This is a genomic window from Vibrio sp. S11_S32, assembly GCF_014694465.1.
In the GTDB taxonomy this organism is placed as follows: Bacteria; Pseudomonadota; Gammaproteobacteria; order Enterobacterales; family Vibrionaceae; genus Vibrio; species Vibrio algicola.
In genome coordinates this window covers 1-20,829 of record NZ_JAAUWS010000043.1, presented here as the reverse complement: position 1 = coordinate 20,829, position 20,829 = coordinate 1, and the positions used below count along the sequence as shown (strand labels likewise).

The window sequence follows — 20,829 nt, the reverse complement described above, 5'->3', positions numbered from 1 at the left end:
TTAGGTTCTTTTTTTCTGCTCATGTGAAGATAATGAAGCATAAAAAGGATCGTTCAATAGGCAATTGTAGATCAAGTGATGATCGTCACATTCGCCTGTCAATAGGGTGCTGGTGAACGCTTACTTTATAAGCACGTTTGGCATTTAACATATTTTCGTAAGCAATATTAACATCACGCTCTTTTAAGCCCTTATATTCCCAGATATTAGTATCAACCACATTCTTCGCAACGAAGTTGTAACCATTTTCTAGGGAGTGTTTATCAATGTTGTAGTTCCAAACATCAACTTTAGCAAGCTCACCATAACGACCTAATAGGTTATACGCTTCAAGGTTAAAATTGGAATAATGCCAAGGCTTAGTGCGTTCGAGCTCTGCACCTTGTTTACCTTCGATATCAAATTGACCACCGATACGACGCATTTGTGTGATCTCTAAACGTTTTTTAGCAAGATCCATATCATGAGTAAATAGTGAGAATGCCACCACTTGCGCGTCATACCAAGAACCGTGGTTGTTGTGCCAGTTGTCTTCTTCAAACCCATTACGACTTGTTACTAACCAATCTCTAAAATCGGCATACCATTTAACCACAGCGTTGTATTCTTTATCTGTCATGGTCGGGCGCAGCATTTCTACTGAATCCATCACTCCAATTAATAGACGGCTATCAATAATACCAATGCCTCGCCCATCTACTCGGCCAGGGATCGCTTGTGCGTGATCCATGTTTGGATTCATTCTTGTTTTTGGATTAACAAACCATGCGTCAAGCTGCTGTTTTGCTTTTTCTGCGTACGCTTTATTGTCGGTAAAGTAGTAAGCCAGACCTAAATTTTGCACATCTTTAGCAAAACGGATCATGCGCATTTTATCGGTGGCAGCGGTTTTGGTATCCATGTTGTATTCGCCATCACGACGTACATAAGGTAAACCATCTTTGGTGTCTGGGTTTGGCCACCAGTAAGGACCGAAACTAAAGTAATCATGTTTATCGCCACTGGCAGAAAGTAACGTTTTGTTGGTGACCGGGTCAATCTCAACTTTTAATGCTTTATTGGCAAGTGAGACTAATTTTTTGAGAGCAGGATTACTGTCGGTCAGTTCTGCTTTGTTCTTGGCAAGAATGTTTCCATCGTAAGAGATGAAGTTTATATCAGCGGCATAAAGTGCGTTAGAAAAAAAGCAAGTTGAAGCTAAAATTGCGGTAGCAAGTAGTGACTTTTTCATTTTTCGTCCTTTCTTATTTTCAGAGTAATTACGTCATTAATTAAAAAGCGTTTGATGTAGCGATACATTAATGTTCTTTATCTTTAATAATTGAAATGATGGTTCAATTATATATCAACAGTGTTCTTTTTCTTGTTTTTAAGACTGAAATGTGACATCAATAACGAATTAAATTACCAAATAAGAATGAAAATCGTTACTGAACTAAAGATGAAAAAGGAAAGGTGCAATCAGTGCAGCAAAAATGCGGAATTGGATAGAGGACATAAAAATGCCATGTTGTTTTGAGGTTATTTCAAAACAACATGGCATTTAATACTAATCGTAGTAGCTGTCTGATCAGCTAATTATTTTGATCGGTATAGGTTAAGCATTTACACAAAAGGATGCATTATTTTAAAATTGTTGACACTTCGGCCACTAATTTAGCTAATTCATCCCATTTTTCGTTATCGATCAAATCGTTCGGGATCATCCAAGTACCACCACAAGCAATAACCGCTGGGATCGCAAGATAATCATTGACGTTTTTAGGATTTACGCCACCAGTTGGCATAAAGGTAATAGGATAAACCGCTGTTAAAGCTTTAAGCATATTCACGCCGCCAGAAGGTTCTGCCGGAAAGAATTTCAAAGTATCGAGCCCCATTTCCATAGCTTGCTCAACCAAGCTTGGATTGTTGACGCCGGGAATGATTGGCACGCCACGTTGCTGGCAATACTTGACCGTGGTTGGGTTAAAGCCAGGGCTCACTACAAAATCGACCCCCGCTTCTATTGATTCATCTACTTGCTTTGCTGTTAACACGGTACCTGAGCCAATTAACATCTCAGGGTAGGCGGCGCGCATATTTTTAATCGCTTGGGCAGCAGCTGGCGTGCGAAAAGTGACTTCTGCGCATGGTAGACCATTTTCAACCAGTACTTGCGCGAGTTTAACTGCTTTATCTGCGTCATGAATCGCAATCACAGGTACCACTTTGATTTCATTAAGGCGTTGATTTAACGTTTTCATTTTGGATCCTTGCTGGAATTTTAAAATAAGTGTTGATTAGTTGAGTGTTGGCATTTTATCACTTGGAATAATTGCGCCCGGAAAGCAAATAACCGTGCCGGCTAATGTGTGTCCCATTTGTGCCGATTGTTCTATCGTGCCACCGAGTAAACGCTTGGCTAAATAACCTGCGCTAAAAGAATCGCCAGCGGCGGTCGTATCCACAATGCCGATGACTGGCTTTGGCGCGACTTCAATACGTTGATCTTCGGTAATAACAAAGCACGCTTGTGAACCACGTTTGATCACTATTTCACTCACTCCTAAGGCTTGAGTGCGATCAATCGCTTGCTGTTCAGAAGTATCACCATACAACATTTCTTCATCATCATAAGTGAGAAAGGCAATGTCGGTTAATTTCAGCATGGTGTTATAAGCTTGCTGTGCTTGCGCTTTTGTTTCCCATAAAGCAGGGCGATAGTTGTTATCAAAGGCAATTTTACAACCCTTGGATTTGCACGCGGTTAAGACAGTAAACAGTTTATCTAAGGCTTCAGTTGGCAAGATGGCAAGGCTAACGCCACTTAAGTAAATCAGTTGATTTTGACTTAATGAATCGATAATAGTCTCAGTCGGTTTTTCCAGTAACCAGTAACGCGCCGCGGCATCATTACGCCAGTATTGGAACGTACGTTCACCATCAGGTGTGGTCGAAATTGAATACAGGCCTGGCAGTTTTGTGTCCGATATATGGACTAGATCGGTATTAATGTTTTCTTGCTGCCATGAATCTAGCATCGCAACACTGAACGGATCTTTACCTAAGCCTGTAGCATACGAAGTGGTCAATTGATGCGAGTGGGTTAAACGTGAAAGATACAATGCGGTATTTAAAGTGTCGCCACCAAAGCTCTGCTTATAGGTCGCATCACCTGTTTTTTGTAACTCAACCATGCATTCACCAATGATGGCAATACGATTCGCGTGCATAAAAAATTCTCCTTATTCAATCTGACTCTATTATCGACAATCATCGAGCACAGGTCAATTAAAAATGAAACGTGGTTTTAATTTTAATGTGTTCGATGTTAACTTGGCATGTAGGTGACTCTATCGTAAATTTGATGTTTCGACGAAATCCATATCATCAAACGTTTGGTTTTCGCCTGCCATTCCCCATACAAAGCTATAATTTTGAGTTCCGCAGCCAGAGTGGATGGACCAACTTGGAGATAAAACAAGCTGATTATTTTGTACAATAATATGACGAGTTTGAGTCGGTTCTCCCATCATATGAAAGACCGCTTGTTGTGGTTTAATATTGAAATAGCAATAGATCTCCATTCTTCTCTCATGCGTATGTGCCGGCATTGTGTTCCATACGCTCCCCGGTGACAGGTGAGTGATCCCCATACATAATTGACAAGTTTGAAGAATATCAGGATGTATATACTGAGTTAATAGACGCTGGTTTGCCATTTCATCAGAACCTAATGAGATTTTATTGGCCTGATCTTTCGTTATGATTTTATTAGGATAGGAATGATGTGCAGGTGTGCTAAGAGCATAAAATTGCGCTTTATTTTTGGTAGTCGAAGGATGAAAATGAATGTTATCAGAACCTTGCCCTAAATAGACACAATCTAAATGGTCTAATATGTAGGTTTCATTACCGCATGTAACCTCAGCCTTTCCTCCTAAATTAACAATGCCGATCTCTCGCCGTTGTAAGAAAAAATCAGTCCCAAATGCTTTATTGTCGATGGCACTCGCTAATGTGAGAGGCTCTGTGGTGGGACAAGCACCGACAGCTACGATTCTATCAATATGGCTGTAGATAACATTGGTTGTTCCAGATTGAAATAAGCTTTCAATCAAAAACTCTTGGCGCAATCTATCGGTATCATATTGTTTGGCATCTTCCAGGTTTGATGCTTGACGAATTATCATAATAATACTCTCATCATTTGGGTTTGAGCGGTTTAGACGGTCAGAAAAGATTGAATATATGATATACCAAAATGGATTAACCTTAAATGAAATCATATTTTAATTATGATGAGTGTAACGTTTTTTCGTTTGGTTATTTGTGTTTTTGGATGGTGAAAACCTAATGAAATGAGAAGGCCCTCTTAGATAAACCTTATTTTTTTTAGGTGTTTATATTATTGCAAGCGCGTTTTTATTGCTATTTTTAGTCACTGATAAAATCGATTATAAAATACTGAGAAAATAGCCATCAAATTTATATTCTTACAGTGAACTGTGATATCATTATTGGTATAACAAATGTAAGGTTGTCGACTATGGAAACGAATACTAAGCTCTATCAAAAAATTGCGGCACAGTTTAAAAATGATATTAAAAACAACCGCTATCAAGTGGGTTCAATGTTGCCCGCAGAAAGGGTCATTTCTGAAAAAATGGAAGTGAGTCGCACTGTGGTACGTGAAGCGATGATCATGCTTGAGGTTGAAGGCTATGTTGAGGTTCGCAAAGGCTCTGGCATTAAAGTTGTGAATTCAAAACCATTGACCCAAGTTCATGCAGAAGAATCGCCAATGGAAAGTTGGGGACCATTTGAATTACTGCAAGCTCGTCAATTATTTGAAAGCAGCATTGCGGAGTTTGCCGCGACTCAAGCGACTAAGCAAGATTTAGTCGCTTTAATGAAAATTCAGGATCAGGCTAGAGTTGATGATAACTCTCGCGATTCACATTGGGACCGAGAATTTCATATTCAATTAGCTCGCTGTACTCAAAACTCGGCAGTGGTACATATCGCTGAATTGCTATGTAATCATCGAGAAAATAATCCGTATTGGAAAAAATTACACGAACATATTGATGAAGAAAAAATTAAGAGTTGGTGTCATGATCACGATGCAATTTTAAAAGCGTTGATGAAAAGGGATGCTGAAGATGCAAAACAACAGTCTTGGATGCATATAGAAAAAACCAAGAAAATGCTGTTTGATGCCAGCACTGAAGATTATGACCGATTTCTATATTCTGAAAGTACGTTACTATAATTAACTATATGGATACTCCCCCAGTGACTTCTCCTGGGGGGGGGGCCGAAATTAAAGTTACTTTGAGTTAAATTAAAGTCGCTTGGGTTAAATTAAAGAGTCACGCCTGTTTTAAAGACTGCAATTTCCTTAAAATCATTAATTTCATTTCTAGCTTGCTTCCCATTCACAACCGAAACCACTAGGTCGATAAACTCGTTAAGAAGGATATCCATTGGCTTATTTTCTACTAATTGACCAGCATTGAAATCGATCCAATGAGGTTTTCGCTTTGCTAAACTTGAATTTGTCGCAATTTTTAGTGTGGGGACTGGACCGCCGTAAGGGGTGCCTCGCCCAGTAGAAAATAGAACCATATGGCAATGTGAAATAGTAAGGGCAGATGTCGCAATAGCATCGTTACCCGGTGCGCTTAATAGGTGTAAACCGCGCTTGTGAATACGCTCGCCATAGTGCAATACCTCAATAACCGCGCTTTGGCCGGATTTCTGAGTACAACCTAAGGATTTTTCTTCTAGAGTGCTGATCCCTCCCGCTTTATTGCCCGGAGACGGGTTCTCATAAATTGGCTGATCATGGTCAATGAAGTATTGTTTAAACGCATTAATCATTTCGACGGTCTTATCAAATATGAGCTGATTTTGACAACGTTGCATCAAAAGATGCTCTGCACCAAACATTTCGGGAACTTCAGTTAAAACACTCGTGCCACCGTGGCTAATTACATAATCTGAAAATTGTCCGAGCAAAGGATTAGCGGTAATACCTGATAATCCATCGGAACCACCACATTCCAAACCAAAATTAAGCTCATGAATATGCCCAATCGAACGTTGGTCATTTTCCATTTGATGGTATAGATCATTCAAAATGGATAAACCAGTATCAATTTCATCGTCATGTTCTTGGCAGACCATAAACTTTATTCGATTCTCATCAAATTCACCTAGGGTTTCTTTGAATGCTTTTATTTGATTATTTTCGCACCCTAAGCCTAAAACCAATACGCCACCTGCATTGGGGTGTAATGCTAAATTTTGGAGTAATAAGCGCGTATTGTTATGATCATCACCTAATTGTGAGCAGCCAAATTGATGATTAAAAACGTGGATACCATCAATTTTTTCACAGTCATTGTGTTGTAAAAACTGTTTTTTCATCATAGAGCCAATCGCATTCACGCAGCCGACAGTCGGAATGATCCATAATTCATTTCGAATCCCGATTTGGCCATTAGCGCGACGAAATATATTGATTGCTCTGTTGGAGAGTGAACTAGATACCGTTTGATGCTTGGCTTGATAGGAGTATTCGGTGATCTTATTAAGATTTGTTTTAATATTATGTTGGTTTACAACCATGCCTTGTTTTATATCATTTAGAGCATGTCCAATAGGTGCACCATATTTGAATATATGATCGCCCGTTTTTATATTCTTAAGGGCAACTTTATGGCCCTGAGTGACGGTTTCTTGAGTCTTGAATGTTAGACCATTTACGTTCATTTCAACGTTCTGCTCTAGATCGGTTAATGCTACCGCGACAGTATCTTTGGGGTGAATATGCAACAGTTGGCTCATATGGCCTCCTAGAGAAAAATTTCGATAATTATGGTGATGACAACCTAATATAATATGTGATTTTGGATCTGATCCACTCAAGCGATTAGGTGAGGTAAGTTTATTGAGTAAGTAATAAGTGAGAGGCGAGCACTCCTCTCACTTTTTTGGGGGGAACTATAATCTAAAATATTCTTTTGCGTTGTTATAGCTGATGTCGGCGACCATTTTACTTAATAAATCAAAATCATTTGGCGCTTCACCGTTTTCGACCCATTGGCCAATCATTTGACAAAGGATTCTGCGGAAATACTCATGACGAGTATAAGATAAGAAGCTGCGGCTATCGGTCAGCATACCGACAAATCGGCTGAGTAAACCAAGTTGAGAAAGTTGCGCCATTTGACGCTCCATTCCGTCTTTTTGGTCATTAAACCACCAGCCAGAACCAAATTGAATTTTTCCTGCGATCCCGCCACCTTGGAAATTACCGCACATTGTGGCAAGCACTTCATTATCTCGTGGATTTAGAGCGTATAAAATGGTTTTAGGCAGCGCATCATCTTTATCTAGCGCGTCCAATAATTGTGATAAAGGTTTGGCGATCAATTGGTCATGAATGGAGTCAAAACCAGTATCTGGACCAAGTAAGGTCAACATTCGGCTATTGTTATTACGAATCGCACCAATATGATATTGCTGCACCCAATCACGTTTTGAATATTCACGCCCAAGAAAAACTAATACTGCAGTTTTAAATTGCGCAACTTCATCATCTGAGAGCGGCATTAATTGCAAGCCTTTCAATAAGATTGCATCAAGTTGGGCGGGAGTGGACTCTGCATAAACAACGGTGTCTAAACCATGATCAGAAACTTTACAACCATGTGCAGCAAAATAGTCTAGACGTTTGTTTAACGCGGTAGTTAAAGAATCAAAGTTCTCAATGTTGACATCAGAAACTTTGGCTAATTGTTGGATATAAGCAGGGAAGGTCGGTAAGTTTACATTATAAGCTTTATCTGGTCGCCAGCTTGGCAGCATTTGAACATCAAAACTCCCATCATCGGCGACTTTTTTATGTGCACTGAGATCATCAATAGGATCATCCGTTGTGCCCACCATCTCAACATTCATCTTTTTCATAATCGAACGTGCACTAAATTCAGGAGTTGCTAGCATTTCGTTGCATTGATCCCATACACGTTCAGCATTGGATTCATTTAATGTTAGGTCTGTAATACCAAACGGGCGACGTAATTCTAAATGTGTCCAATGATAAATTGGATTACCAATTGTATTTGGAATTGTTTTGGCAAAGGCTAAAAATTTCTCTTTATCTGAAGCATCCCCCGCACAATATTTTTCTAATACACCATTACTGCGCATAGCTCGCCATTTGTAGTGATCACCACGCAGCCAGATGTCAGTTAGGTTACTAAAGCGATAATCATCAGCGACCTGGCCTGGGATCAAATGGCAGTGATAATCTAAAATAGGTAAGTTGTGAGCAACTTCGTGATAGAGACGACGAGCCGTTTCATTATGCAGAAGAAAGTCTTCACCAAGGAATGGTTTCATTAGGTTTTCCTTAAGTTGTTATACTGATTTATCAAGTATAAGCCACTAACATTTAAAAGAGCAATAGCTATTAAAGTAGCGGTTTAATTGTGCGATATCACGCAAATAGTAGGGTTTAGTTATGTTTTTTTAGTGATCAACTTCAAATAATGTAACATTTTGTAAGTTTAATTTTGTTTTGTTGATCTTGGTTCTGGTTTTAGATGTCATACCAATACATAGTATGGCTAATCAAGAGGTGATATATGTCATTTTGGTCTGACCAATGTTAGGTTGGATGATAAATTATCATTAATATCAAATGGATATAATTTAACTTGCAGCATAAAACAGATCTAAAGAGGATAAAATGATTGTAAAACAATTCAACAACTATCTAGGAAAGGCACTGGAGTACTTGCTCGCTTTTTTTATGATAGTCATGATTATTGCAGTTGTATGGCAGGTATTTACTCGCTTTGTACTTCAAGATCCGGCTAGTTTTACCGATGAACTCTCTCGTTATTTACTAATGTGGATTGGTATTTTAGGAGGGGCGTATACCTACTCAATTAAACGTCACCTTGCATTAGAATTATTGGCTTCGAAGTTAGAAGTAAGAGGTCAAAAAATACTTGGCATTATCATTAACCTTATTATTTGTGCATTTGCTGCTGTTGCCCTGATTTATGGTGGCGGTGAGATGGTGAGTTCAACCTTACGTCATGGTCAGATTTCACCAGGTATTGAGATTTTTGGTGAAAGCTTAAAAATGGGTTACGTATATTTAGTGGTTCCTTTTTCAGGCGTGCTTATCCTTTATTATGGTTTAGTTGATATTTGTGAATCCGTTATATCACTTGTTTCGCCTAAAAATGAAACTCAAGGAAAATAAACAATGACTTTACTAGATTTATTATTTTCAGCACACTTTCTCGCCAATGCGCCAGATGTGTTCTTTGATTTTATTCCTGTCGCTGTATTGTTTGGCGTATTAGGTGTTTTATTACTTATCGGCGTGCCAATTGCATTTTCAATTGGTATCGCTGCGATATTAACTATATTCATTGACTTTCCTCTCGATCAAGCAATGGTGCTTAGTTCACAAAAATTTGCTAATGGGCTCGATAATTTTGGTCTGCTCGCGCTGCCCTTTTTCATCGTTGCTGGGAATTTAATGAATCGAGGAGGATTAGCTTCTCGACTGATTAACTTTGCCATGATATTTGGTGGCAAACTTCCAGGTTCGTTATCTCATGTTAACGTACTAGCCAACATGATGTTTGGTTCTCTTTCTGGTTCAGCTGCGGCTTCTGCTGCTGCGGTTGGTGGCATCATGAAACCATTATACGATGAGCATGATTATCCACCGGAGTTTTCTGCTGCTGTGAATGTGGCTTCATGTCCTACGGGTTTATTAATCCCACCATCAAATATCTTGATTTTATACGCACTTGTTAGTACCACCTCTGTGCAGTATCTCTTCATTGCGGGTTACTTACCTGGTTTGTTAATGGGACTGGGCATTATGATTGGTATCTTCATTTTAGGTAAACGTTTTGGTATCCCAGCTCAACGTATCGTCTTTAAAGAGAAGAAAAGAAAAGTTGTCCTTGATGCCATACCGAGCTTAAGCCTAGTTGTCATCATTATGGGGGGGATTTTAGGCGGTATCTTTACCGCGACGGAAGCTTCAGCTATTGCGGTGGTTTACAGTTTGATCCTTGGTATTGCTTATCGTGAATTAAAGATGAAAGACATGCTTCCTTTATTGATTGAAAGTGTGGTTACTACCTCGATAGTTCTTCTTATGGTTGCGACATCGTCAATGATGTCTTGGTCAATGGCAAACGCTGACATCCCAGGATTCATTGCTGATTTTGTTTTAGCAGCATCGAATAACCCAATAATGGTTATGCTGTTAATGAACGTGATTTTGTTGGTAGTTGGTACCTTTATGGATATGACGCCAGCGGTATTAATTTTTACCCCGATATTCTTACCTATTGCGACTCAATTGGGTATTGATCCTATTCACTTCGGTATCATTTTAGTCTTTAACTTGTGTATCGGAATTTGTACTCCACCTGTAGGAACTGCGTTGTTTGTTGGTTGTAGTGTGTCTGGTACTAAGTTAGGTCAGGTTGTACCTAAATTATTGCCTCTATTTGCAATCATGGTTATTACACTTGCTATCGTTACTATATTCCCTGAGATATCTCTCTGGCTACCTCGCCTTGCGGGCTATCAACAATAATAAAAAGGAACATTTGAATGAAAAACATGAAAAAACTACTAATGTCAGTCGCTTTAGTATCAGCTATGGCATTTCAAGCTCAGGCCGCGACATTAAAGCTTGCGCACGCATTGCCAACGGAACATCCGGTGCATAAATCACTGACATGGTTTGCTCAGCAAGTGAAAGCTGAAACTCATATCCGCGTTAAGGTATATCCAAACGGTACTTTAGGAGATGAAACGAATCTATTGCAAATGGTTCAAAATGGAACTATTGCCTTTACTAAAGTCAGTGCTGCTCCTTTAAGTACTTTTGCGCCAGATTATAATATTTTATCACTGCCTTACTTATTTAAAGATAAAGCAAGCTATGACAAGGTATTAGAAGGTCCAATTGGTGACGAAATCTTAGCATCATCTGAAAAATCAGGCTTTATTGGCCTTGCATTCTTAGATGCAGGTGAGCGTAGTTTCTATGCCGATAAGCCAATCAAAGAGCCTTCTGATTTGAAAGGTATGAAAATTCGTGTGCAAAACTCACCAATTTCTATTGATACCATGAAAGCATTAGGCGCGACAGCGGTACCACTACCATACGGTGAGTTGTATTCAGCGCTTCAACAAGGTGTTGTAGATGGAGCAGAAAATAATATCCCATCTTATTACTCTTCTCGTCATTATGAAGTTAAAAAATATTTCTCATACGATATGCACACCATGGTTCCTGATGTCTTAGTGGTATCTACGACGGTTTGGAATAACTTAACGCCAGACCAACAAGTGGCGATTCGTAAAGTCGCTAAAGAAACTGTTGAGCAACAAAAGACCAACTGGAACGCGTATGTTGATAAATCATTAACTGATCTTAAAGCGCAAAAAGTGAACTTTGTGAACAGTGATATCCCTGCATTCCAAGAAGCAGTGAAACCTGTATATGAAAAATTCAAAAAAGAAAATCCAGATTTGGCTGATATGTTAAACCAAATTCAAGATGCTCAAAAATAATTAACACCAAGCATATGCGGTTCGCTGCATATGCTTTACTTTATTGGATATAAAAATGAATTTACTTTCGAATCAAAATATTGCGCAAGCTAACGCAAAAATTAAGCCAAATACACAAATTCAAGCATCGACTGTTGGCATTGTTCATTTAGGTTTTGGCGCTTTTCACCGAGCTCATCAAGCTTTAATTACAGATACGCTTATGCGTGAAATTGGCGGTAACTGGAAAATTGTTGGTGTGAATTGGGGTGGTATCGATGTTAAATCTCAATTAAGTCCACAAGATAATTTATATACAGTTGGTGTTGGTTATAACGAAGATCTAACTCTACATGTTGTTGGTTCTGTAGACCGTATAATTAACAGCGATGAAAGCGACGAAGTTCTAAAATACATGCACAGTAGTGATGTGAAGGTTGTATCACTAACGATTACTGAAAAAGGATATTGCCATAATCCCGCTAATGGGCATTTGAATTTAGAGCATCCATTCATTGTGCATGATTTGGCTAACCTAGATAAACCAAAATCGGCGATCGGATTTTTAATCAATGCGATTCAATATCGTCGTAACAATAATATTGCACCATTTACCCCATTAACATGTGACAACTTACCTGAGAATGGTCATGTTCTTGAGCAAGTAGTCTTAGATTTTGCCGAAGCTTATGATCCTGAGTTACATACCTGGATTAAAGCGAATATTAAATTCCCTTGCACTATGGTTGACCGAATTGTTCCAAGAACAACGGATGACGATGTGAAGAAAATAGAACAAGTCCTAGGTTTAGTCGATCATGCTTGTGTTATGACCGAACCATTCTTGCAGTGGGTTATTGAAGATAAATTTATTAATGAAAGACCGGCTTGGGATCAAACCTCGATTTCTAATATTGTATTCACTGATAATGTGGTGCCATTTGAAGAAATGAAGCTACGTTTATTAAATGGCACACACTCTGCTATTGCTTATCTTGGGTATTTATCAGGTTACCAAACCGTCTCAGAAACGATGAACGATGATAAATTTAAAACGTTTGTACGGTATTTGATGGATACAGAAATTTCACCTTCTATCCATATTGAAGGTATAGATTTAGGCGCTTATAAAGATTCCTTGATTGAGCGCTATGAGAATGCGGCATTACAACATCGTACATGGCAAATCGCGATGGATGGCTCACAAAAAATTCCACAGCGTTGGTTAGAAACCATTCAATATGGCCTAGACAATAATGTTCAAATTAAAGGCCTATACCTTGCGTTAGCCGCTTGGATTAAGTATGCAAGTGGTATCGATGAGCAAGGTAATGATATTGATGTACAAGACCCGTTGAAAGAGACCTTTACTGATATTTGGGCTAACAATAAAGAATCCGAGTCGTTAATTAATGCATTTTTATCAATAGAACAAATGTTTAATAAAAAAATAGCGGCTAACGAAACATTCAAATCGAACTTATTATCAGCATTGAATACATTGAATGAACACGGTGCGAAAGAATCCGTTCATCAATTCGTAATGAATAAATAGGAAATAATTTAAATGAAAATGACATTTAGATGGTATGGCGAAGGTAATGATCAAATTACGTTAGCCAATATAAAGCAAATCCCTGGCGTTGAAGGCATTGTGTGGTCATTACATGATATGCAAGCAGGGGAGTTATGGAGCGAAGAGCGGATCCTCGCGGAAAAGAAAATCATTGAAGATGCTGGATTTAATATCGATGTTGTCGAAAGCGTTAATGTTCATGAAGACATTAAGTTAGGCTTACCGACTCGAGATAAATATATTGATATATATATCGAAACATTACGCCGTTTAGCCAAAGTTGGCGTAAAAGTCGTGTGTTATAACTTTATGCCAGTTTTTGATTGGACTCGAACAGAGTTGTATAAAGAGATGGAAGATGGTTCTAATGCTTTGTTTTTTGAAAAAAGTAAGATCAATGATATTGATCCAATAGAACTCATTGAAACTATTTCTAAAAATGTTGAAGTGACCATGCCGGGTTGGGAACCTGCGCGACTGGCGAACCTAAAAGAAACATTTGAGCAATATAAAAATTGTGATTCTGAAAAACTTTGGGAAAACTTACAATATTTTCTAGAGAGAATCATTCCAGTATGTGAAGAGTGTGATATTAAAATGGGTATTCACCCAGATGATCCTGCCTTCCCAATATTTGGCTTACCTCGAATTATCATCAATAAAGATAATATTAAGCGTTTCCTTAAGTTAGTTGATAATCCATATAACGGTTTAAGTTTATGCTGTGGCTCATTAGGTTCAGCTGCCAATGATATCCCTGATATTATTGATGAAGTACATGATCGTATTCACTTTATCCATATTCGTAATGTAAAACGCTTTGAAAATGGTGATTTTATTGAATCATCGCATCGTGCTTGTGATGGCTCTGTTGATACGGTTAAAGTGATCCAAACACTGCATAAATATAATTACCAAGGATATGTTCGCCCAGATCATGGCCGCCATATTTGGGGTGAAGAAAAATGGGCTCGTCCTGGTTATGGTCTATACGACCGTGCACTTGGGATCATGTACATTCTTGGTGTTTGGGATAATTTAAACAGCAAATAATCACTTTGATTTTCATTACTATTATAAAAACGCCTATCCCGAAAGATAGGCGTTTTAATTTATAATAATGAGCTATGTAGTTGATGATAAGTTATAAGCAATCATAATTAAGGTATTTATATGAATCGCGCCGAAAATGAAGTTCTTGAATTAAAATGGAATGATACGAATATCCCACATAAATTATCGATACAAAAAAATGGGTTAGGGACTAAAATATTACTCACGATTGTTAAGGATATAGAGCCGCAATATTTATCTCTTGATCTTCACACAGATTATCAAACAATTAAAGATAACTGGTTAGGTGAGGCAACCGCAGTATCACCAGCCTATGATGATGGTATATTATTCAGCCAAACACGAGTTTTATTCAATGTTGAGAAGGGGTGTGTTCTATGGGGCGTTACCCATATTCAAATGTCGGATGGAAAAAAAATGTCTGCGGACACGTTATCTTTTATACCATCAGTCAATTCAGCAACTAATAAATTGATGTACAGTTAACCACTGGCTGATGCTTAAGTGACGGCAAAATATCAATCTCTTTTAAGACTGGGTTACTCGCTCATATTAAAAACGCCTCTCTATAAAAAGAGAGGCGTTTTTTTTAAATCTGAGTACTCAATTCAATATTGAGAGGTAACCGTAATTGAGGGAACTAGTTGATCTCAATCCATGTAAGCGCGGTTATAGCGATGAAAGAAACCGTAGTTCCAAACATTAATCCAAAGTGCATCATGTTACTTAGAGCTTTCTTTGTATTTTTGTTGACAATAAGTTTTGGAAGTTCATTTTTTAATGTAATAGCGTTCATTCCTGCTCCATAAGTGTGACTTAAGTCACATTAAAGCACGTAAATTGAGCTAGATCAACTGAATATTCGCTCGAGATATACTTAATCATTAATTAAATGTAACAACTCATTATCATTTGATGATTTTAACGAGTTTCACTACTGTTACCACCATTGTTATTTTGAAATACGGTCAAAAATCATATTGCCTAAATACTCCGCACTTTCGAGACTAAAGTGGTAAGGAGCATTTATGCCATAATGGCATACTTAAAAAGTATTCATGCGAGTCTACTAGTTATCTAATTCTATTTTCTTATTATTACGATAAAGCCGCATGATGGTAAATAAATTGACAGTCAGCAAAGTCGCTTCTAGCAATGAGCCACCAATCGATCCGATGATGATATTATTGGCAAGCCAGCACATCGCACCAACAATAAAGGCAATACGCATTTGTATGCCTTTGAGAAGAAACACAGCAATTGTGCCTAATATCGATCCTAGGATAGGTAATAAGTCTAGTGGCCCATTCGCAATCCATAGGCCTAAGGCTACGCTGACAATAATAAATATTGTCGCTGCAATTTTGGATGAGGTCCGTATTGCCGTGGCGGTACGCAAGAATGAAAGTAACGTACTGATGGCTGAAATATCAGAGCCGAGTAGGTAGAAATGCAATACGTTATTGAGCTGGAAAACCAGCATCACCAGCTTAAGTTTGCGATCGTCTTTTTGATAAAAGGTAGAAATTCCCAGAGCAAAGCTAAGAAAACCAAGCCATTGAGCGAAAGGTAAATCAAATAGATACTGCATTAATGATCCTTAAAGGGGATTCTAAGAGAGTAATGCCATTCACTTAAGGATATTTTGTTTTATGTACAAAATAAAGTATCCCAGATAGCAAAGAATCCAGCTATAGCTAGGTTCTTTAATTATCAAAAGCCTTTATCCATAAGGATTTCAGGGTTAAGTGAACGGCATTAATTCTAAGAGAGCGGTTATTTCTAATCTGTGATAAAAATCAATTATGTTCAGTGTGAATGAAGTGGTATACAGAATATTAATAGTTATTATACCAATTATAATACCATGTGGGTTTTAGACTTACACTCTAATTATTTATGATCACAGTTTCAATAAACAAAAATGCCGACCAAGAAGGTCGGCAAAACTGAATAAACTAGGGGGTTTATTTTTTCTTAGTTAAAAGTATTAAGCTAGGATTTCACGTACAAATGCTTTGATTTCATCATTTTGACAGTTATCGAAGAAACACTGTTGGAAACGCTCGCCAGCCACGGCCGTTTTGACTAATTCAGAGTCGATAGCGCGTAGTGAATCTAAGTAGTTGTCTTTGTTAATTGCTGCTTTCACTTGGCTAAGAATGCCAGCATTTTGCACTTGTGGTGCTTTACGCTCTACTGGGTAACCTTCACCGCGTGGGCCGCTGAATGCTTTTTCAAAGATATAACGAGCATTTAATTCTGCCGCCCAACCAAAGCCTTTAGCAAACGCAAGCGCTAGTGCATTACCGTTGTTGATTTGGTTAAATAAGAATGCATCGGAAGGATCAAGGCAGTAGCCACATGCCACACCCGGGTGTAGGTTTAGTGACATCATCGCGCCTTGGCCTGTTCCGCAACCAGCAACCACAAAATCCACTGCTTGAGAGTTAAGCAGTAGGCTCGCTTGAATACCAAGATGGATATAAGTTAGGTGATGATCATTTTCATCGCTCATGCCAACATTAGCAACAGTATGACCGAGAGGTTCAACCACGCTAGTCAGTTCATTCAAAATGGTTGCATTTTTACCAGCTTGACTGTTTTCCATCATTAGTGCGATTTTCATTTTTGTTTCTCCAGTAAGGAATTTTTGAGATAAATTTTCACCGCTTATTTTAGTTGAAATATAAGCGGCGATAGTTTGGTTTAATTTATTGCTTGATAAAGTCTTTACGCATTGGGGTAAAGGTATCGAGTAGCACGCCAGCTTTTAAGCATGTGCAGCCGTGCATAATATTGGGTTCTTTATACAGCGCATCACCGGCTTTAACTACCTTAGTTTGATCGCCAATGGTGAACTCAAACTCGCCAGAAAGTACGTAAGTAACTTGCTCGTGTGGGTGATTATGTAATGCGCCAATTGCCCCATCTTCAAAGTACACTTCAACCGACATGACATTGTCACTATAAGCCATAATTTTACGCGAAACCCCGTTGCCGAGATCTTCTAATTTAACGTCTTTATTATAAACAAACATGGTATTTCCTTTGCCAAAGCGATATTGATGTGACTAATATTAGCGACATCAACAACCGCTTTGCACATTGTATAACAGTGAAAATTAACGAGCTAACCAACCGCCATCAACCGCAATAGTGTAGCCGTTAACGTAGCTTGCTGCATCCGATGCTAAGAAAACACAAGGGCCGGCAACATCGGCAGGTGTTCCCCAACGATCGGCAGGGATACGATCTAAAATGGCTTTACTGCGTTCTTCATCAGCAAGCAGTGCTGCGGTGTTATTGGTTGCCATGTAACCAGGTGCGATAGCATTGACGTTAATACCATGTTTTGCCCACTCATTCGCCATGGCGCGAGTGATACCCATCACCGCACTTTTTGATGCTGTGTAAGAAGGTACGCGAACACCACCTTGGAAAGACAGCATTGACGCGATATTGATAATTTTACCGCCAGTGTCTTGCTTGATGTATTGATTTGCGACCGCTTGAGACATAAAGAAAACGGTTTTTGAGTTGATGTTCATCACGTCATCCCAGTTTTGCTCTGAAAACTCAATCGCATCTTCACGGCGAATAATGCCGGCGTTGTTAACTAGAATATCGATTTTACCAAATTCAGCTACGGCAGCTTCGATAATGGCAGGAATATCATCTTGGGTGAGCAGGTTCGCGCGGACATCTAAGAATTTATATCCCGCATCATTCATTTTTTCAATAGTATCTGTTGGTGCACTGTAGTTAACGCCAACAACATTACAACCCGCTTGGGCTAACCCTAGTGCCATGCCTTGCCCAAGACCAGTATCGCAACCAGTCACGATAGCTACTTTGCCTTGTAGATCAAAAGAGTTCAAAATCATAACGTATCCTTAAATGCGGCTTTTTAGCCATTCAATTAATGTGTCTTGAGGTCAAGGCCTCGAGTAAGTGAAATAACAATATCAATTATGAAACGTCATTTCAATAAAAATTAAAGAGCCGTTTTGAAAAAGTGACCTGAATCGTATTTTTCATCTTGCAGCTGTTTACGTTTCATTTTTTTGAACTGGGCATTTCAATAAAAATGATAAAGCAGATAGAATGATTGCAATTGTAATAATAATGAATAAAGGTTTACTCAAATGGAAAAAGCAAAACAACCGGATGCCGTCTCATCGGTAATGAAAGTCTTTGGTATTCTTCAAGCACTGGGTGAGCAAAAAAATATTGGTATTACCGAGTTGTCTCAACGCTTAATGATGTCGAAAAGTACCACTTACCGCTTTTTACAAACCATGAAAATGTTGGGCTATGTTGACCAAGAAGGTGAAGCGGATAAGTATTCTCTCACGCTTAAACTGTTTGAAGTTGGCGCTAAATCACTAGAATACGTTGATTTGATCTCGCTAGCAGATAAAGAAATGAGTTACATATCGGAGCAAACCAATGAAGCACTTCATTTGGGCGCTTTGGATGTTGATCAGATTATCTATACCCACAAAATTGACTCTGGTTACAACTTACGTATGCAATCACGTATTGGTCGCCGTAATCCTTTGTACAGTACAGCGATAGGCAAAGTGTTACTGGCAGAGCGAGAAGAATCGTTTGTACGTGACGCTTTAAAAGAGGTGACTTTTATTAAGCATACTCAAAAAACTCATGACAATGTAGACCAGTTACTTGCAGAATTAAAGCGAGTGAAAGTGCAAGGTTATGCAGAAGATAACGAAGAACAAGAACCTGGATTACGCTGTATTGGCGCACCTGTGTATGACCGCTTTGGCCATGTGATTGCCGGTTTATCGATTTCATTCCCGACCATACGTTTTGATGAAAGCCGTATGTCTTATTATGTTGGTTTGTTGCAAAATGCTTGTAAGAATATCTCCGAACAATTGGGATACCATGATTATCCAATGTCGGAAGGCAAATAAGGTATGTTGATTTTTGCTTTATAACGTTGCATTGAAGCAGTGTAGCGTTTTTTGTTTATAATTTGAAAAAGCGGTTTAGCGGTTTAGCGGTTTCTTGGTCGTGAAAGCCGCTTTTTTTGTGCGCTTTATTAATTTGTATGATTTAATGGTGATGTACCCAAAGTAATTGAAGTTGAAAATAAATAACGCTTAATGATTTGATGCACACAACCAACAAGTAACACCGTAAATAAAGAAACGAGCTTAGCGAACTAGAAATAGTCAGCGGCTCGTTTTTCTTATTTTGTCAAGTTAGGGTTATAGTTTTGATACCCAAGGATTCAAATAATAAGAATGGATAACATGAGTAATCTAACTTGTGATAAGTTGATCTACTCTATACGTTTTTCTCGATGAAGATGGTTTGATATAAAAGGGTTGAACATGCTGCAATATATGAAGTCTGTGTTAAAAAAAATCAGTTCGACTAAGCATCATTTTCATCCGATCAACCAACTAGAACAACAACGTCGTGACTTAGTTATTCCTGAAGGTTGCCCGCATGAATTACGTCGTTTGCTGTTAACGCCATTGCCTAAAATGAATAAGCCTTTGCAAGAGCTCGATTTTTTAGTATTGGATTTTGAAACCACAGGGATCGATTTCGACAAAGACAGTCTATTGAGTGTGGGCAGTGTGAGTATTATAGGCGGTCGTATCGATATGGAAACGGCGGCGCATTGCTATGTAGACGATAACCAGAAGATAAAGGCTGCCAGTGCGGTGGTCAATCATATTACCCCTCAAATGCTACTTGAAGGTGAACAACTGGACGAAGCAATGAATCGTCTGTTTGTTAAAATGACCGGAAAAGTGGTAATTGCTCATGGCGCAGTGATTGAACGCAGTTTTATTCAAACCTACCTATTAAAACGTTACCAGTTAAATGCTTTCCCGATCATTTGGTTAGATACCTTAAAAATTGAAAAACATTTGGTGTATCACGATCAATCGGAACGGGTAGAATTGCAACTTAATGATGTACGTAAGCGCTACAATTTACCGCCATATTCAGCGCATAACGCGTTAGTCGATGCACTGTCAACTGCAGAATTATACCTCGCTCAAAAAGTAAAAATCTTTAGCGGTAAACACAATAAAGCGCAAGTTGGACAGTTGTATTGTCGCGCCACTTGCCGCCTTTAACATTTCTTGTTTTTGATCTTTCTTATTTGATGAAGACAGCGGCCTTGAAAAAACTGCGGCTATGGTTTTTTATGTACCCGCGTGACCAAAAAGATCCCGCTACACACTAATATAAGAGCGATAATGTTCTTCCATTCTAGTACTGTTTCATGCAGAAATATGGCCGACAACAAACTGCCAAAAATTGGGATCAAGAAATTAAAAATGGTGATCATACCGACCGAATTGTATTTTAATAAGATACTCCAAATTGCGAAAGCGGCAGAAGACAGTAACGCCATGTAAATCATCAATAGCACCGTCTCAGCATGGAATTCACCACTGTGACCGGCTTTGTTGCGTAATTCAAATTTAGAGGTGACAACACTAGAATGGTATTATTTCAATCAATTCGGTAAGTTTTAGGCATACCTAGCCCTGTTAGTTTATTTAAAGCTTTGATCATTGCGTAAG

Annotated in this window: 20 protein-coding genes; 9 read left to right on the top strand and 11 right to left on the bottom strand. The window is 38.6% G+C overall.

Translation table 11 applies throughout. The features are described 5' to 3' along the window. Positions 1-85: 85 nt before the first annotated feature. The 4 genes from HC723_RS13990 to kduI form a co-directional block, all read right to left on the bottom strand. On the bottom strand, positions 86-1,231 hold the full coding sequence (locus HC723_RS13990) for an alginate lyase family protein (RefSeq protein WP_190339517.1): 1,146 nt from the start codon (positions 1,229-1,231) through the stop codon (positions 86-88). A gap of 391 nt (positions 1,232-1,622) precedes the next feature. Then, positions 1,623-2,246, bottom strand: a complete 624-nt coding sequence (locus HC723_RS13985; RefSeq protein WP_153448867.1) for a bifunctional 4-hydroxy-2-oxoglutarate aldolase/2-dehydro-3-deoxy-phosphogluconate aldolase — start codon at positions 2,244-2,246, stop codon at positions 1,623-1,625. A gap of 36 nt (positions 2,247-2,282) precedes the next feature. After that, a complete protein-coding gene (locus tag HC723_RS13980) occupies positions 2,283-3,215 on the bottom strand; it encodes a sugar kinase (protein WP_190339516.1) in 933 nt (310 codons plus the stop codon). Between the two features lie 120 nt (positions 3,216-3,335). Further along, positions 3,336-4,175, bottom strand: a complete 840-nt coding sequence (gene kduI / locus HC723_RS13975) for a 5-dehydro-4-deoxy-D-glucuronate isomerase (RefSeq protein ID WP_190339515.1) — start codon at positions 4,173-4,175, stop codon at positions 3,336-3,338. 356 nt (positions 4,176-4,531) lie between these two features. Between kduI and HC723_RS13970 the strand changes: the two genes are divergently transcribed. Next, the gene (locus HC723_RS13970) at positions 4,532-5,257 is read left to right on the top strand and encodes a GntR family transcriptional regulator (RefSeq protein WP_190339514.1); all 726 of its coding nucleotides are present in this window, start codon (positions 4,532-4,534) and stop codon (positions 5,255-5,257) included. Between the two features lie 92 nt (positions 5,258-5,349). On the opposite strand, the gene HC723_RS13965 is transcribed toward HC723_RS13970, so the two are convergent. Together HC723_RS13965 and uxaC are read right to left on the bottom strand one after the other, a co-directional pair. Further along, positions 5,350-6,837, bottom strand: coding sequence for a UxaA family hydrolase (locus HC723_RS13965; RefSeq protein ID WP_190339513.1), 1,488 nt, complete (start codon positions 6,835-6,837; stop codon positions 5,350-5,352). A gap of 156 nt (positions 6,838-6,993) precedes the next feature. Beyond that, positions 6,994-8,397: a glucuronate isomerase gene (gene uxaC, locus HC723_RS13960; RefSeq protein ID WP_153448862.1), complete on the bottom strand. Its 1,404-nt coding sequence runs from the start codon at positions 8,395-8,397 to the stop codon at positions 6,994-6,996. Between the two features lie 349 nt (positions 8,398-8,746). Here uxaC and HC723_RS13955 point away from each other — a divergent pair, with 349 nt between their 5' ends. From HC723_RS13955 to HC723_RS13930, 6 genes are all read left to right on the top strand, one after another. Beyond that, positions 8,747-9,271, top strand: coding sequence for a TRAP transporter small permease (locus HC723_RS13955; RefSeq protein ID WP_178306533.1), 525 nt, complete (start codon positions 8,747-8,749; stop codon positions 9,269-9,271). 3 nt (positions 9,272-9,274) lie between these two features. Then, a complete protein-coding gene (locus HC723_RS13950) occupies positions 9,275-10,633 on the top strand; it encodes a TRAP transporter large permease (protein ID WP_190339512.1) in 1,359 nt (452 codons plus the stop codon). A 17-nt stretch (positions 10,634-10,650) separates the two neighbouring features. Then, on the top strand, positions 10,651-11,619 hold the full coding sequence (locus tag HC723_RS13945) for a TRAP transporter substrate-binding protein (protein WP_153448860.1): 969 nt from the start codon (positions 10,651-10,653) through the stop codon (positions 11,617-11,619). A gap of 55 nt (positions 11,620-11,674) precedes the next feature. Then, a complete protein-coding gene (locus tag HC723_RS13940) occupies positions 11,675-13,153 on the top strand; it encodes a mannitol dehydrogenase family protein (RefSeq protein ID WP_153448859.1) in 1,479 nt (492 codons plus the stop codon). Positions 13,154-13,165: 12 nt separating this feature from the next. Further along, positions 13,166-14,227, top strand: coding sequence for a mannonate dehydratase (gene uxuA, locus HC723_RS13935; RefSeq protein ID WP_190339511.1), 1,062 nt, complete (start codon positions 13,166-13,168; stop codon positions 14,225-14,227). 120 nt (positions 14,228-14,347) lie between these two features. Further along, positions 14,348-14,734 carry a hypothetical protein gene (locus HC723_RS13930; protein WP_153448854.1) on the top strand — a complete coding sequence of 129 codons (387 nt, stop codon included), beginning with the start codon at positions 14,348-14,350 and terminating at the stop codon, positions 14,732-14,734. Positions 14,735-15,317: 583 nt separating this feature from the next. On the opposite strand, the gene HC723_RS13925 is transcribed toward HC723_RS13930, so the two are convergent. The 4 genes from HC723_RS13925 to kduD form a co-directional block, all read right to left on the bottom strand. Continuing rightward, a complete protein-coding gene (locus HC723_RS13925; RefSeq protein WP_190339510.1) occupies positions 15,318-15,839 on the bottom strand; it encodes a YgjV family protein in 522 nt (173 codons plus the stop codon). A gap of 399 nt (positions 15,840-16,238) precedes the next feature. After that, on the bottom strand, positions 16,239-16,877 hold the full coding sequence (locus tag HC723_RS13920) for an RpiB/LacA/LacB family sugar-phosphate isomerase (RefSeq protein WP_190339509.1): 639 nt from the start codon (positions 16,875-16,877) through the stop codon (positions 16,239-16,241). Positions 16,878-16,962: 85 nt separating this feature from the next. Continuing rightward, a complete protein-coding gene (locus HC723_RS13915) occupies positions 16,963-17,289 on the bottom strand; it encodes a cupin domain-containing protein (RefSeq protein ID WP_190339508.1) in 327 nt (108 codons plus the stop codon). An 84-nt stretch (positions 17,290-17,373) separates the two neighbouring features. Beyond that, positions 17,374-18,135, bottom strand: coding sequence for a 2-dehydro-3-deoxy-D-gluconate 5-dehydrogenase KduD (kduD, locus tag HC723_RS13910; protein ID WP_190339507.1), 762 nt, complete (start codon positions 18,133-18,135; stop codon positions 17,374-17,376). A 261-nt stretch (positions 18,136-18,396) separates the two neighbouring features. Here kduD and kdgR point away from each other — a divergent pair, with 261 nt between their 5' ends. Together kdgR and HC723_RS13900 are read left to right on the top strand one after the other, a co-directional pair. Further along, entirely contained in the window at positions 18,397-19,191 is a 795-nt protein-coding gene (kdgR, locus tag HC723_RS13905; RefSeq protein ID WP_178306531.1) for a DNA-binding transcriptional regulator KdgR, read from the top strand. 423 nt (positions 19,192-19,614) lie between these two features. Next, on the top strand, positions 19,615-20,376 hold the full coding sequence (locus tag HC723_RS13900; protein ID WP_153448843.1) for an exonuclease domain-containing protein: 762 nt from the start codon (positions 19,615-19,617) through the stop codon (positions 20,374-20,376). Between the two features lie 59 nt (positions 20,377-20,435). On the opposite strand, the gene HC723_RS13895 is transcribed toward HC723_RS13900, so the two are convergent. Continuing rightward, on the bottom strand, positions 20,436-20,675 hold the full coding sequence (locus HC723_RS13895; RefSeq protein ID WP_446751407.1) for an EamA family transporter: 240 nt from the start codon (positions 20,673-20,675) through the stop codon (positions 20,436-20,438). Positions 20,676-20,829 lie beyond the last annotated feature (154 nt).